Source organism: Arsenophonus sp. PmNCSU2021_1, from assembly GCF_036919435.1.
GTDB classification, from domain to species: domain Bacteria; phylum Pseudomonadota; class Gammaproteobacteria; order Enterobacterales; family Enterobacteriaceae; genus Arsenophonus; species Arsenophonus nilaparvatae.
Window position 1 is genome coordinate 487522 of record NZ_JAZHPL010000011.1, and the last position, 12973, is coordinate 500494.

At 46.5% G+C, this 12973-nt stretch carries 19 protein-coding genes and 1 pseudogene; 18 read left to right on the forward strand and 2 right to left on the reverse strand.

What is annotated here, in order from left to right; translation table 11 throughout:
- Positions 1-208 precede the first annotated feature (208 nt).
- The 13 genes from V3224_RS28580 (at position 209) to V3224_RS28640 (ending at position 9390) form a co-directional block, all read left to right on the forward strand.
- Complete coding sequence (locus V3224_RS28580) at positions 209-400, forward strand: hypothetical protein (protein WP_442891138.1); 192 nt, start codon at positions 209-211, stop codon at positions 398-400.
- A gap of 62 nt (positions 401-462) precedes the next feature.
- Positions 463-804 carry a head-tail connector protein gene (locus tag V3224_RS28585; RefSeq protein WP_334473918.1) on the forward strand — a complete coding sequence of 114 codons (342 nt, stop codon included), beginning with the start codon at positions 463-465 and terminating at the stop codon, positions 802-804.
- Positions 805-979: 175 nt separating this feature from the next.
- Positions 980-1387, forward strand: coding sequence for a head-tail adaptor protein (locus tag V3224_RS28590; RefSeq protein ID WP_334473715.1), 408 nt, complete (start codon positions 980-982; stop codon positions 1385-1387).
- A complete protein-coding gene (locus V3224_RS28595; protein WP_334473716.1) occupies positions 1368-1913 on the forward strand; it encodes a hypothetical protein in 546 nt (181 codons plus the stop codon). The genes V3224_RS28590 and V3224_RS28595 overlap by 20 nt, the downstream gene beginning before the upstream one ends.
- Positions 1910-2446 carry a phage tail terminator protein gene (locus V3224_RS28600; protein WP_334473718.1) on the forward strand — a complete coding sequence of 179 codons (537 nt, stop codon included), beginning with the start codon at positions 1910-1912 and terminating at the stop codon, positions 2444-2446. The genes V3224_RS28595 and V3224_RS28600 overlap by 4 nt, the downstream gene beginning before the upstream one ends.
- Positions 2443-2715: a DUF2635 domain-containing protein gene (locus V3224_RS28605; RefSeq protein ID WP_334473719.1), complete on the forward strand. Its 273-nt coding sequence runs from the start codon at positions 2443-2445 to the stop codon at positions 2713-2715. The genes V3224_RS28600 and V3224_RS28605 overlap by 4 nt, the downstream gene beginning before the upstream one ends.
- On the forward strand, positions 2712-4211 hold the full coding sequence (locus V3224_RS28610) for a phage tail sheath subtilisin-like domain-containing protein (RefSeq protein WP_334473720.1): 1500 nt from the start codon (positions 2712-2714) through the stop codon (positions 4209-4211). Before V3224_RS28605 ends, V3224_RS28610 begins: the two co-directional genes overlap by 4 nt.
- On the forward strand, positions 4211-4576 hold the full coding sequence (locus V3224_RS28615) for a phage tail tube protein (RefSeq protein WP_334473721.1): 366 nt from the start codon (positions 4211-4213) through the stop codon (positions 4574-4576). Before V3224_RS28610 ends, V3224_RS28615 begins: the two co-directional genes overlap by 1 nt.
- A complete protein-coding gene (locus V3224_RS28620; RefSeq protein ID WP_334473722.1) occupies positions 4573-4854 on the forward strand; it encodes a phage tail assembly protein in 282 nt (93 codons plus the stop codon). Before V3224_RS28615 ends, V3224_RS28620 begins: the two co-directional genes overlap by 4 nt.
- A gap of 142 nt (positions 4855-4996) precedes the next feature.
- Positions 4997-6778: a phage tail tape measure protein gene (locus tag V3224_RS28625; RefSeq protein WP_334473723.1), complete on the forward strand. Its 1782-nt coding sequence runs from the start codon at positions 4997-4999 to the stop codon at positions 6776-6778.
- Between the two features lie 34 nt (positions 6779-6812).
- On the forward strand, positions 6813-7640 hold the full coding sequence (locus V3224_RS28630; RefSeq protein WP_334473724.1) for a DNA circularization protein: 828 nt from the start codon (positions 6813-6815) through the stop codon (positions 7638-7640).
- A 134-nt stretch (positions 7641-7774) separates the two neighbouring features.
- Positions 7775-8332, forward strand: coding sequence for a hypothetical protein (locus tag V3224_RS28635; protein ID WP_334473725.1), 558 nt, complete (start codon positions 7775-7777; stop codon positions 8330-8332).
- A complete protein-coding gene (locus V3224_RS28640) occupies positions 8329-9390 on the forward strand; it encodes a phage baseplate assembly protein (protein WP_334473727.1) in 1062 nt (353 codons plus the stop codon). Before V3224_RS28635 ends, V3224_RS28640 begins: the two co-directional genes overlap by 4 nt.
- A 20-nt stretch (positions 9391-9410) precedes the next feature.
- Here the strand turns inward: V3224_RS28640 and V3224_RS28645 are convergent, their stop codons facing one another.
- Positions 9411-9710, reverse strand: coding sequence for a helix-turn-helix domain-containing protein (locus V3224_RS28645; RefSeq protein WP_334473728.1), 300 nt, complete (start codon positions 9708-9710; stop codon positions 9411-9413).
- Positions 9711-9712: 2 nt separating this feature from the next.
- Positions 9713-10063, reverse strand: coding sequence for a type II toxin-antitoxin system RelE/ParE family toxin (locus V3224_RS28650; protein WP_334473730.1), 351 nt, complete (start codon positions 10061-10063; stop codon positions 9713-9715).
- Positions 10064-10157: 94 nt separating this feature from the next.
- Between V3224_RS28650 and V3224_RS28655 the strand changes: the two genes are divergently transcribed.
- The 5 genes and pseudogenes from V3224_RS28655 to V3224_RS28675 all read left to right on the forward strand — a co-directional run.
- Positions 10158-10727, forward strand: a complete 570-nt coding sequence (locus V3224_RS28655; protein WP_334473731.1) for a phage baseplate assembly protein V — start codon at positions 10158-10160, stop codon at positions 10725-10727.
- A 1-nt stretch (position 10728) separates the two neighbouring features.
- Positions 10729-11124 carry a phage GP46 family protein gene (locus V3224_RS28660; protein ID WP_334473732.1) on the forward strand — a complete coding sequence of 132 codons (396 nt, stop codon included), beginning with the start codon at positions 10729-10731 and terminating at the stop codon, positions 11122-11124.
- Positions 11114-12184 (forward strand): baseplate J/gp47 family protein, encoded by a 1071-nt coding sequence (locus V3224_RS28665; RefSeq protein ID WP_334473734.1) that lies wholly within the window; start codon positions 11114-11116, stop codon positions 12182-12184. Before V3224_RS28660 ends, V3224_RS28665 begins: the two co-directional genes overlap by 11 nt.
- 5 nt (positions 12185-12189) lie before the next feature.
- Entirely contained in the window at positions 12190-12780 is a 591-nt protein-coding gene (locus V3224_RS28670) for a YmfQ family protein (RefSeq protein WP_334473736.1), read from the forward strand.
- Positions 12767-12853 (forward strand): annotated as a pseudogene (locus V3224_RS28675) (hypothetical protein); the annotation flags it as partial. The gene V3224_RS28670 and the pseudogene V3224_RS28675, both read left to right, overlap by 14 nt.
- Positions 12854-12973 lie beyond the last annotated feature (120 nt).

Below are 12973 nucleotides of genomic sequence, written 5' to 3' on the forward strand. Positions count from 1 at the left end.
TGTATTTAATTTATAAGGTTTTGTCTATTTATATATCATGCTGAATTAAACTTAAAAATAGCGCGTTTTTTTATTGGTGCGAAACTCGTGCCTTTATCAACAAAATTGGGACGTAATCAAAAGTGCTATTACTGAGCAAATCCGTGTTTTATTAGCGTACCCAAATTAGTTTTGTGGGAAACTCGTGGAAGATTGGAGTGTGATAGCGATGATCTACTTAACCAACGATTTATCGTGGTCGCCGGACGGATGCAATGTAGAAACAATTCGTCAGGGTGAGTACGAGACGATCCCTCATCGAGCGCAAGAAATTGCTACTAATCTCGGTATTCTTGTTAATAGGGATAGTCCACCGCCTGTTGAGGAAAAAGCATCCCGGAAGAAATCAAAACAACAGTGAAAACCCGCTGCCGCCTTAGCGGTTTTTTTATGCCCGTCATTTGCCGGGCAGAGGACTTGCTTATGCTCTTAACGCTTGAAGAAATCAAGGCGAATTGCCGTCTTGAAACAGATTTTCACGAAGAAGATGCTTTTCTGACTTTAATTAGTCAGGCAGTGCAGCAACGCACCGAGACGCATTTAAACCGGAAGTTATACCCACCTGATGCAACGATACCACCAGAGGATAGAAATGGCCTACACCTGACGGCAGATATCAAATTTGGCATGTTGCTCCTCGTGACACAGTACTACGAAAACCGATCAGCGATATCCGATATTGAAAAAAATCAGCTGCCGCTTGGGTTTAAGTGGAATGTACAACCCCACGAGTTTCGCACCAATAAAAAAACGCTCTATTTTTAAGTTTAATTCAGCATAATATGTAAATAGATAAAACCTTATAAATTAAATATAACTTATTGTAAATTAAGTGAATTTATGCATTTCAGTAACTTGCAGATTAATCATTACTTTTAAGCCATTTCTAGAATTTTATAGGCCTGTGCGAAACTCGTGAACCCTACCGGATTATCCCGCTATGAAACGGCGTAATGTAGAAACCAGCGCAACTTATCGCTATCCCGATCCTGGGGAACTCAATATGCGGATCACCGTTCGCCGCCATCGGAATGCGCCTGATGACAAGGTGGGATTTGATGATGTCTATCCTGACAGCTTTCAAGCATGGGCAAAGGTCATGCAGGTTGGAGCAACAATCTATCAGAACTCCGCACAACTTAATGATGTTATCACGCATTTTATTACGCTGCGCTATCGGCGTGATCGTCATATCAAGCGTGATTATGAAGTGGTGATGGGGGATAGCGTATTTCAGGTTAAGCGAGTCCGTGATTTAAATTATGCCCACCGTTTCTGGCTGCTTGAATGTCAAGAATCAGGCAGTGAACCACCAAGGAGAATGGCGCATGGATATATTGCATATTGATTTTGAACAACCTAAAGAGTTGGTTTTTAATCGTGCCCGTTTGAGAAAAGCCTTCACAAAAATTGGTCAGGCGCATGCGCATGTTGCCAGACGGTTAGCCAGACGCATACGCGGGCGTTCTTCCAGAACAGGCGAAACGCCCGCCAGTCAAACAGGAAAACTGGAACGATCCATTGCTTACAACGTGCCGAGAGCCTCTAAACGCCGTTCTGGACTAATGGTCAAGATCGCCCCCAGCTGGAAAGGCGAAAAGCGGAAAAACCTATGGGGCAGAGGCGGAATACCCCTACAAGGGACTTACTACCCCGCCCTACTCCATTACGGTGTTCGCCACGCTTCCTACGGCATGACTAAACAGCATCGGCGACAAAAACGTCATCACAAAATCGGTGGCTGGCGTATTGCACCCCGTGAAAACTATATGGTTGGCGCGCTGGAAAAACTGAAAGGCTGGACACAGCACACGCTCAGCGCCGAACTTCAACAATCACTTCGGCCTCAACCCCGAAAAAGGAAGCCATCATGAAACTCAGCCCCGTTATTAGCGCGCTGCGTACTTATTGCCCTCGCTTTGAGCAACGGATAGGCGGCGCGGCTGAATATGGCACTGCCCTTGAATGTACTCACCTGGAATTGCCGTCAGCCTATGTGGTACCGAGTGGATCTACGGTTGGCGAACAACGTTCGCAAACCGATTATTGGCAAGTGTTAACCGACCAGTTTTCTGTGATTGTCATTCTTAATAACACCGATAAACGTGGTCAGTACGCTTCCTGTGATTTAATTGATGAAGTCCGCAGTGAAATCTGGCGCGCTATCCTGGGTTGGAGTCCTGATCCGGCCTACGGTGCGATTGAATATGCGGACGATGAATATCTGGATATGAACCAGGATGAATTGATCTGGCAATTTAATTTTAAAGCGGAAACAGAAATCAACGCCGAAGATACGCGCCACTATGCTGACTTGAATAATTTACCTGATTTACACACCGTTGCTATTAGTGTGAACGAACATGCCAGCAGTGTTAACTCGCATTTGGAGATAAATATAAAATGATGGGCACACAACCAGAAATTGTTTTCATTAAACCTAAACACGGGCGAAAAGTGCCTATTCCGCAATATATGCACGATACCCAAGAATATTTCGGTAAATATTTACCCGAAGAAGGATTGTATGTTCAAAAAACGCTTTTTTGGATCAGAAGAAAACAGGACGATGATATTGAAGAAGTCAGTCAATCTGATAATCCCCCAATCGTGCAAGAAACGACTGATTCCGCAAGAACCAAATTCAAAAAAGCTAAAGAGGAGACGCCGGAATGACCATTAGCTTTAATACCGTGAACGCTAATCTGCGTGTGCCTGGTTTCTATCCCGAAATGGATAACAGTGCCGCCAATACGATGCAAACCAGCGGCCCTGCACTGCTTATTGGGCATGCATTACCCACTGCACAAATGACTTTGAACTCACCGATGATAATGCCCTCGGCAGAAATGATGCAACAATTAGCCGGTCGTGGCAGCCAGTTACACCGCATGGTGCAAGCGTATCGCCGGATTGATGCTGTTGGTGAACTGTTTGTCATTGCCGTACATGAAACAACGGGCACTGAAGCAAAAGGTGAGATAGCGATAAGTGGCACCGCGACTGATTCCGGTGTGGTTAACCTGTATATCGGCAATCAACGTGTTTTAGCTGCCGTCAAGAAATCGGATACGGCGAATACGGTTGCCGCCGCGCTTGGCAAGGCCATTAACGATAACGAGGACTTACCCGTCACCGCGACGATGGAGGCTGACAAAATCAGCTTGACGGCAAAACATAAAGGGCTAACCGGCAACGATATTCCCTTGATGATGAACTATTATTCGCCGACAGGCGGTGAGAATACGCCTTCTGGTTTGAATATCAGTATTACGCCAATGCGTGGTGGCACTGGCTCACCCGATATGGATACCGTTATCAGCGCAATGGGTGACTTGTTATTTGATTTTATTGGGCTGCCTTTCTCTGATGCTGCCTCTTTGCAAAAGATGGGCGCGGCGATGAACGACAAGAACGGGCGTTGGAGTCCCTATCAGCAGTTGTATGGACATGTTTATACTGCCAAAAAAGGGACAGTCGGCGAACTGGTCGCTTTTGGTGACCCCATTAATGATCCGCATCTCACCATCGCCGGATACGAACCCGCCATCCAAACCGCGCTTGATGAACTGGTTGCGGCACGACTGGCACGGTGCGCGATATTTTTGCGTAATGACCCGGCGAGACCGACTCACACGGGCGAGTTAAACGGGGTGTTACCCGCACCGTCCGGCAAACGCTTCACCTTGACGGAGCAGCAATCCCTGCTTTCACACGGTATCGCTACCGCCAATGTCGAAGGTGGCGTATTACGCATTCAGCGTGATGTGACGACCTACCAGAAAAACAGTTACGGCGTTGCCGATAACAGCTATCTGGACAGTGAAACACTCTATACCAGTGCCTATGTTTTGCGGCGATTAAAATCCGTTATCACCAGCAAGTACGGGCGGCAAAAACTGGCTGATGATGGTACCCGATTCGGGGCAGGGCAAGCGATTGTAACGCCAGCCGTGATCAAGGGTGAACTCTGTGCGGTGTATCGTCAGTTGGAAAAAGAAGGCATTGTCGAGAATTTTGATGCTTTTCGTAAAAAGCTAATCGTTGAACGTAACGGAAATGACGCTAATCGAATTGATGTCGTCTTTCCGGCGGATTATATCAATCAACTGCGGGTATTTGCGTTGGCGAATCAATTCAGGCTGCAATATAACCAGGGCGAGGTGGTGTGATGACAAGCAAAAGAAAAATAGGCGGCACCTGCTATTTTAAGGTGGACAGCCAACAACTCTCACTGAATGGCAGTGTGGAAGTGCCGATGAATACGGCTATCCGTGAAGATCTAGTGGGTATTGATGGCAGTGTGCATTACAAAGAAACCCATCGAGCGCCTTATATCAAGGCAGAATTTAAAGTCGAGAAAAGTTTTCCCATCCAAAAACTCACTACAGCTGATGAAATGACCATTACCGCTGAATTAGCTAACGGTATGGTGTATGTGTTGTCAGGCGCGTGGCTATCCGGCGAATCTTCACATAATGCTGACGAAGGCACGGTCGAGATGGAATTTCGCGGAGACGAAGGATTTTATCAATGAGTGAAAAAAATAATACTTTAACGCTTGCAAAGGCAATAACAGCGCATAACGAAACATTAACCGTACTTGAATTTCGTGAACCAACCGGAAGAGATGTACGCGAGTTGGGCTATCCGTATCAGCTTAACCAGGACGACTCAATCAAATTACTGTCAGGTGTCACCGCAAAATACATAGTCCGTCTTGCTGGGATCCCAATGAACGCTGTTGATGAGATGTCAGCAGCAGATTTAAATGTTGCCAGTCATTTGGTGGCCGGTTTTTTCCACCAAACCTGAGCGTAGACGAATTGCTATGCCAATATTGCGACTGTGCGTACTATTGGCGTATTGATCCGTTCACTTTGCTCAATAAGCCGTTGAGTGATTTGTACTTCTTGATCCAACAAGCAAATCGCATTGAAAAATATCGGAGTTGAAAGTGTCTCAGGTTGAATTAAAAGCGGTGATCACCGCCAAAGATCGCCTTTCGCCCAAATTAAGCGAATTGCAGAAAAAGATTAAGAAATTTCGCAAAGAATCGGCGGTAATAAGTCGAGGTGGTATCGGTATGGCGGCGGGGCTTGCAGGAGGAGCCACCGCCTCTTTGATCGCCTTTGCCAAACAGGAGGATGCAGCAACAAGCTTAAAGTCCGCCATGATGGAGGCAAACGGTCAGGTTGCACCGACTTTTAACAAAATTAATCAGCTTGCTTTAAAACTCGGTAATAAATTACCAGGCACAACGGCTGATTTTCAAAATATGATGCAGATGTTGGTACGGCAAGGTATACCAGCAGAAAACATTTTAAATGGAGTTGGTCAGGCATCAGCCTATCTTGCTGTGCAACTCAAAAAACCACCAGAAGAAGCCGCTGAATTTGCTGCGAAAATGCGGGATGCTACCGGAACGGCATCAAAAGATATGTTAACACTTTTTGATACGATGCAACGTATGTCCTATCTTGGTCTGAAAGATAGCGATATGTTGCAGTTTTTTGTCAAATCGAGTTCTGTCCTTAAAATGATTAGTCAGGATGGATTGAAGGCGGCACAAGCACTTGCACCCATTGGGGTATTGTTGGGTAACGCAGGTATGGCTGGGGAAGAATCGGGCAACGCCGTGCGGAAAGTACTGCAAGCTGGGCTTGATGTGAAGAAGGTTCGTGGCGTTAATAAACATCTGCTACGGCAATATAAAATTAAACTTGATTTCACAGATAAAAAAGGTTCGTTTGGCGGACTAGATAATTTTTTTGCTCAACTTGATAAGTTGAATAAATTGAAGGAGGACACAAAAAAAAGAGAGGTGATTAAAGCGCTATTTGGTGATGACAACGAAACATTATCGGTAGTGAACAAATTATTGGAAAAAGGTGCTGCCGGATATGATGAAATCGTCAGTAAGATGCGACGACAAGCGGATTTGAACCGACGTGTTGAAATGCAGCTTGGCACGCTAACCAATCTTTGGGATGCCATGACTGGCACAGCAACAAACGGACTTGCCTCAATAGGGCGTGCATTTGAAAAGGATACCAAGGCAACAACAAAGTGGCTTGGTGATTTGAGCGGTCGCTTTGATGAGTTTGTGACCCAACATCCGAACGTCGTTCGGAGTGCGGTGGGTATTGCAGCAGGACTAACAACGGTGAAACTGGCTGTTTGGGGATTACGCGCCGCTTTAATCGCCTTGGGAACATCAACACCTATTGGTTGGGTATTGACAGCAATCGGTGTTGCGCTCGGCGCAATCGCGGCTAACTGGGAAGATGTCAAGAATGCTTTCTCAACGGAAGAAACGCCAAAAATTAAAAAACAACAAGAAGAAATCAAAAAAGTTGTCCCGCCGGAAGTCCTGAATACCCATAGAGGTATAGAAATGGCTTCCAATTCAATGGGATTAATACAATCACCGTTTTCTTCTTCAAGTCTTCTTCCTCCAAAGACAGAAAATTCACCCCAAAAAGCACCCAATACGATTGGGCTGATGCCTTCACCTTTTGCCCAAAATTTCTCGACAAAAAACACGAGATCCGAAGCCCAGGATAAAGCTATCGAAAAGCTCAGATTGTCTGTGCCGTCACGAGAACAAAAGTTGCAATTGCAAGTTGATTTCAACAACGCACCACTTGGTATGACGGTGAAACCAGAAGGTAAGCAACCATCCTGGTTTGACCTGGATTTTACCTATAAAGGCTATAACCGCTTTGCCAGACCCTAACCGCTTCGGCGGTTTTTCTTTTTAAGGAGGGGTGATGAGTAACTGGAAAGATAACCTGCGTCCAGCGTCCTTTCGCGGGATACCGTTTCAGGTAGACGATGACGAGGGGACATTCGGGCGACGGGTACAGGTTCACGAATATCCCAATCGGGACAAGCCGTATACCGAAAATTTGGGCAGAGCAACGCGGCGCTTCACTATCAATGCCTATCTGATCGGTGATGATTTCTTCGAGGCCAGAGATCGGCTCATTGCGGCTATCGATACGACAGGGCCAGGCACTCTGGTTCACCCTTACTACGGTGAAATGGCTGTTTGTATTGATGGCGAGGTGAGAGTGAGCCATAGCGGGCGCGAAGGTCGTATGTGGCGCGTTAGTTTTAGCGTGGTTGAGGCTGGAGAGCTTTCTTTCCCAACAGCCGGTGTTGCGACGGGCCAAACGTTAATTTCTTCCAGTTCAGCACTAAATGATCGCATTGGCGAAGCTTTTGCTCATGTAGGCTTAAAAAGCTTACCGGATTTTGCACAGGCTGGCGTGTTAGCACGTACTAAAAGCATGATTAACAACGTCACCAAAGCCTTTGACACTATTGATAGCGGCATTACTGCCGCGTCAAGGCTATTGCATGGCGATATTTCGGTGATCTTAAAGTCCGGCTCATCCGGTAAAAACCTGGTCGAAGCGATACAGCGGATGTGGCGTGCTGGCAGGCGTACCGCGCAAGATGCTTCTACATTGGCACAGCAAATCAAAACGCTATCGGGTGTCACACTCGGGAATGATTTAGCGCCGCGTGGAGTATGGAACACGAGTTTCGCACCAATAAATAAACGCTCTATCTTTAAGTTTAATCCAGCATAATATATAAATAGACAGAATCTTATAAATCAAAAGCAACTTATTGTAATTTAATAAAATTTATGTGTTTTAGTAACTTGAAGATTAATCATCGATTTTAAGCCATTTCTAGTATTTTATACGCCTGTGCGAAACTCGTGTGGAAAAGCGACAGGCCAAGCGTACAGTCTGAACGCATTCAGGGTAATGCTATCGCCGCTGTTTTGCGCACGACGGCGATCCATGAAGCCGCCTGGCGATTAACACAATTACCGCCGCCGCGTACCGCCATGTTACCGGTTAATCAACGTGCAAAACGTCAGGTACACCTCAATATATCCCATCCCGCATTACACTCGGTTTCTCATACGGCAGGCAGTCATATTGAAGGACTGGCGACGGTAACGTGGGATGCGTTGGTCACGGTGCGAGAAACGCTGAATCAGGCTATCGAGCACGAACAGGCATTAACGCTTGATGATGCCCTGTTCCTTGCCTTGCAACAGGTGAAAACCGATGCTAACCGGGATATTGCAACACGACTGGCGCAAGTTGAAAAAACGGTAACACGCACGCCCGAGGCAGTGCTACCGGCGCTGGTTCTGGCCGCTAAGTGGTATGACAATGCGGCACGGGAAACCGATATCACCCGCCGAAATGCCGTTAATCATCCAGGCTTTATACCGGTTAAACCCTTGAGAGTACCTGCAAGATGAGTGATTACGTGATATTGCGCGTCAACGGGCGCGAATGGGGGGGCTGGACGCGGGTACAGATTTCAGCAGGCATAGAGCGGCTGTCACGCGATTTCAATGTAGAAATCACCCGCCAATGGCCTGGGGAATCAGGAAGCGTACCACTACAGCCCAGAATTAAAAAAGGTGAACCTGTCGAAGTCCTCATCGGTCAGGATAAAGTCCTCACCGGCTGGATTGAAGCCACCCCGATACGTTATGACGCTAAAAGTATCCAGGTTGGTATCAGTGGTCGTAGTAAAACAGCAGATTTAATCGACTGTGCTGCGAATACGACGCTTTTTACGGGCAAAACCTTATATCAAATCGCGTCAGCACTGGCAAAACCGTTTAGCATTAAGGTCATTAGCCAAAAGGCCCCAAAAACGCCGCTACAGGCTTTTCAGGCCGATTATGGCGAAACAGTACACGAAGTATTAAACAAGGCGCTAGGAAGCCAACAGGCGCTCGCCTGGGATGACGAAGACGGCAATTTGTTAATTGGTCTGGTTGGTAATGACAAAGCCACCACCGCGCTGGTCTGGGGTGAAAATATTCTTACCTGTGATACCGAGCAAAGTATCCGTGAACGCTTTTCTGAATATCAAGTAGCCGGTCAACGATCGGGTGATGATGACGATTTCGGGGAAGCTACGCTGACAGCACTCCGCGCCAGAGCCAGGGATAGCGAAATCACCCGCTATCGCCCTCAACACCTCCAGCAATCCGGCAATGCAACGGGGGCCAGTTGCAAAGCACGTAGCGACTTTGAAGCCAGGCAGCGGGCAGCCAGAACCGAAGAAACCACCTATACGGTACAAGGCTGGCGGCAAGGTGACGGTAGCCTGTGGAAACCTAACCAGCGGGTTATTGTTTTTGATCCCGTGCTCGGCTTTAACAATCGGGAACTGGTCATTAGCGAAGTTGTTTATACGCAGGACGAAGGCGGAACACTCTGTGAACTCCGTGTTGCACCCGAGGCCGCGTATATTCCTCCGCTTGAGGAATTGAAAGCACCAGACGAAGAACAAGAAATTTAAAGAAATTTCATGCATATTATTTATATGTGGAATCCTATTCTTTTCCCAGTAGGTAATGTTATATCAATACTTAATTCACCACCTAGGGCAGAAACATAACGTTTCAATGTTGATAATCGTGGATCGTTATCCGGTTGTTCAATTTTGGCTAAAGTAGGCTGTTTAACCCCCATAGCAGCTGCGAGTTCAGTTTGTGATAGATTCAGTTCCTCGCGTAACTGATTGAGCATCACATCACGTCGTATTTCGTCAGTTCGTGATTCAATACGCGCTAAGCTTTCTGGACTACGTTTGGCTAAAAGTTCATCTAAAGTTGCCATGATTATTCTCCTAATTTTGCTATATGTATACTGAATTCAGCATCAGCAAGTTTGATCATATCTTTGTAAAATCGCTTTTCATTGACACCAATTTTATCACCGGCGCATAGCACTATTGCTTTACGTTCAGGATCGAACGCAAAAAACACCCTGATCGGATGACCTGCAAATTGCACTCGTAGTTCTTTCAAGTTTGGATATTTTGACCCCCTGACAGTATCAACTTGCGGTCGTCCCAGATTGGGGCCAAATTCGCTCAAAATTTTAAATGCAGCAAGTATTTCATCTTGCAATAATTCCGACTGCGCCTCATACCACTCATCAAAAAGTACCGTTGTAATCACATTCCACATACATAGTCCATTATAGCTTATTAGCTATGATTTATGCTATAGCCTATTGGCTATAAAATCAAGAAGAATCATCTCATTTAAAGGTTGAAATTTTATGAAAAACGCCCTAGCCATGCTACAGCGCGGCTTGTCGCGCCTGTGGTCGCGGGTATTGGTGCAAAGACTCGACAGTACAAATGCTTGTCAGACCGCCGATGCTGGCTTATTGGCTGGCGAGGTAAAGCATGGGGTGGAATATCTCGAACCTTACGGCTTTACTTCAACGGCTCATTCCGGTGCAGAAGGTGTAGCGCTATTTCTCGCTGGCGATCGGTCACACGGCATTGTCATTAACGTTGCAGACCGACGCTATCGGCTCAAGGGTCTCAAAAGCGGTGAAGTGGCTATCTATACCGACGAAGGCGATAGCATCGTGCTTAAGCGTGGCCGGTTAATCAAAGCGACAACAGAAACGTTCATCCTGAATGCTAAAAACAAGGTGGTACTTAATACCGCATTAATTGAAACACCTGGTGCAATCAAGGCGGAGAAATCAATTACGTCTGCTGCGGAGTTGCAAGATAAAGTGGGTTCATTAAGCACGATGAGGAAACAGTACAACAGCCATGCTCATTCAGGCGATAGTGGCGGTATGACCGGCACACCTACTCAAGGTATGAAATAACATGACAGGCGTTCCCATTCAACATGATGACCGATTAAGCCGTGCCGTGATTATCTCGCTATTTACCTGGCCACGGGCTGAACCGGATGATGACACCGATACGCCGTTTGGGTGGTGGGGAGATACGTGGCCGACCGTACAAAACGATCGGATTGGTTCTCGATTGCACTTGTTAAAACGTAGCACTTTAACTAATCAGACGGCGCAAAAGGCAAAAGAATATATCGCTCAGGCGCTCACATGGATGACAGACGACGGTATCGCGCTTCGGGTTGATGTCGACGTGGTGCGCTCTGGCATCGATAAATTAACCGCAACCGTTACCCTTACCTTGCCTGATTATTATACAAAAAAGATGAACATCAATAATTTGTGGAGCGTAATCCATGCAAAATAGCGGTTTTTCGCGCCCGACCCTGCCACAACTGATAGACACCATTCGCGGTGATTTGCTCACACGATTTAATGAAGATAGCGTGTTGCGCCGTCTCGATGCTGAAGTGTACGCCAGAGTACAGGCTGCCGCCATTCATACTCTATACGGCTATATCGATTATTTAGCGCGCAATATTTTACCTGATTTAGCGGATGAAGACTGGTTGACCCGACACGGTAATATCAAGCGTTGTCCCCGAAAAGGAGCAACCAAAGCGAGCGGTTTTGTTCGGTGGGAGGGTGTACAAAATGCCATATCGCTGCCCGCTGACACTGAAATACACCGTGATGATGGTCAAATATACACCACAACCGCCCCAATAACCTCAGCAAAGGGTGTACTTCGTGTGTCCATCGTCGCAAAAAGCAGCGGTCAGGCTGGCAATTGTGAAGACGGCATCGCGCTACGACTTGCTACGCCTATTTCTGGTTTATCTTCGACCGGTTATGCCGATAACATCAGGACAGGAGCCGATATTGAAGATTTGGATAGCTGGCGACAACGCATCATGGCGCGCTGGTACGATACGCCACAAGGCGGTGCGGATAGTGATTATGTTCGCTGGGCGAAAGAAGTTTTAGGCATAAGTCGCGCATGGACACATCGACATAAAAACGGTATCGGCACAGTTGGGGTGATGGTGGCGAGTGATGATGTAGACCATCCTGCACCCACACAGGAAATTTTAACCAAAGTCAGAGAGCACATCTTACCCCTTGCCCCCGTTGCCGGAAGTGGCTTAACTATTTTCCCCGTTACAGCAAAAACCGTTGCTATTTCGATAGCCTTATCAACGGATACGCCAGAAATACGGGCAGCGGTTATCGCAGAAATCAAAGCCTTCTTACAACGAGAAGGCGAACCTGGCAGCAAGCTTTTTCTTTCAAGATTCGCTGAAGCCATCAGTCTTGCGGCAGGTGAAGTCGCCCATCGCCTGATTGCGCCAACGGTAGATGTTGAATTGGCCAATACGGAAGTGCCGGTATTGGGTGAATTCACGTGGGCTAAATACAAGGAGTGAGCATCATGACAAATCTGGGCGACGAATATACGCAATTGTTGAGAACGTTATTACCGCCTGGCCCCGCATGGGATGAAGAAGATCCGCTCATTAAAGGGCTAGCCCCTTCACTGGCACAAGCCCATCAACATGCTGATAGCCTGATGATTGAAATTAACCCGGCCCAATCGGTTGAATTAATTAACCGTTACGAAAAATTATGCGGACTGCCGGATAAATGCCTCGCTAATAGAGCGCAAACGCTAGAAGAAAGGCAACAAGTGCTTGATGCCAAAGTGAATAATGTGGGCGGTATTAATGCGGCTTTTTTCAAAAAGCAGTTGGAAATATTGGGCTATCCAACAGCAACAATAGAACAATTTCAACATCTTGATAGTACGCCAGATCTGACTTGGGGCGATAAGTGGCGCTATTACTGGCGGGTGAATATTCCTGCTGAAGCGAATGTACGCTGGATTAGCTGTACCAGTGCTTGCAATGAGTCGATTAGGACGTGGGGAGATAGCGCCGTGGAATGTGTTATTGAGCGCCAGTGTCCTTCACATACCCAAGTACTTTTTGCCTACATTAAAGGAGAAAATGATGCATCGAATTGATACCTCTACCGCCCAAAAAGATAAATTCGGGCAGGGAAAAAACGGGTTTACCAACGGCGATCCGACTACGGGCACGAGTTTCGCACCAATAAAAAAACGCTCTATTTTTAAGTTTAATTCAGCATAATATATAAATAGATAAAACCTTATAAATCAAATACAACTTATTGTAATTTAATAAAATTCATGTGTT

Coding starts and splice junctions, on each gene's coding strand:
- V3224_RS28580 (WP_442891138.1), top strand. CDS start 209: ATGATCTACTTAACCAACGATTTATCGTGGTCGCCGGACGGATGCAAT.
- V3224_RS28585 (WP_334473918.1), top strand. CDS start 463: ATGCTCTTAACGCTTGAAGAAATCAAGGCGAATTGCCGTCTTGAAACA.
- V3224_RS28590 (WP_334473715.1), top strand. CDS start 980: ATGAAACGGCGTAATGTAGAAACCAGCGCAACTTATCGCTATCCCGAT.
- V3224_RS28595 (WP_334473716.1), top strand. CDS start 1,368: ATGGATATATTGCATATTGATTTTGAACAACCTAAAGAGTTGGTTTTT.
- V3224_RS28600 (WP_334473718.1), top strand. CDS start 1,910: ATGAAACTCAGCCCCGTTATTAGCGCGCTGCGTACTTATTGCCCTCGC.
- V3224_RS28605 (WP_334473719.1), top strand. CDS start 2,443: ATGATGGGCACACAACCAGAAATTGTTTTCATTAAACCTAAACACGGG.
- V3224_RS28610 (WP_334473720.1), top strand. CDS start 2,712: ATGACCATTAGCTTTAATACCGTGAACGCTAATCTGCGTGTGCCTGGT.
- V3224_RS28615 (WP_334473721.1), top strand. CDS start 4,211: ATGACAAGCAAAAGAAAAATAGGCGGCACCTGCTATTTTAAGGTGGAC.
- V3224_RS28620 (WP_334473722.1), top strand. CDS start 4,573: ATGAGTGAAAAAAATAATACTTTAACGCTTGCAAAGGCAATAACAGCG.
- V3224_RS28630 (WP_334473724.1), top strand. CDS start 6,813: ATGAGTAACTGGAAAGATAACCTGCGTCCAGCGTCCTTTCGCGGGATA.
- V3224_RS28640 (WP_334473727.1), top strand. CDS start 8,329: ATGAGTGATTACGTGATATTGCGCGTCAACGGGCGCGAATGGGGGGGC.
- V3224_RS28645 (WP_334473728.1), bottom strand. CDS start 9,710: ATGGCAACTTTAGATGAACTTTTAGCCAAACGTAGTCCAGAAAGCTTA.
- V3224_RS28650 (WP_334473730.1), bottom strand. CDS start 10,063: ATGTGGAATGTGATTACAACGGTACTTTTTGATGAGTGGTATGAGGCG.
- V3224_RS28655 (WP_334473731.1), top strand. CDS start 10,158: ATGAAAAACGCCCTAGCCATGCTACAGCGCGGCTTGTCGCGCCTGTGG.
- V3224_RS28660 (WP_334473732.1), top strand. CDS start 10,729: ATGACAGGCGTTCCCATTCAACATGATGACCGATTAAGCCGTGCCGTG.
- V3224_RS28665 (WP_334473734.1), top strand. CDS start 11,114: ATGCAAAATAGCGGTTTTTCGCGCCCGACCCTGCCACAACTGATAGAC.
- V3224_RS28670 (WP_334473736.1), top strand. CDS start 12,190: ATGACAAATCTGGGCGACGAATATACGCAATTGTTGAGAACGTTATTA.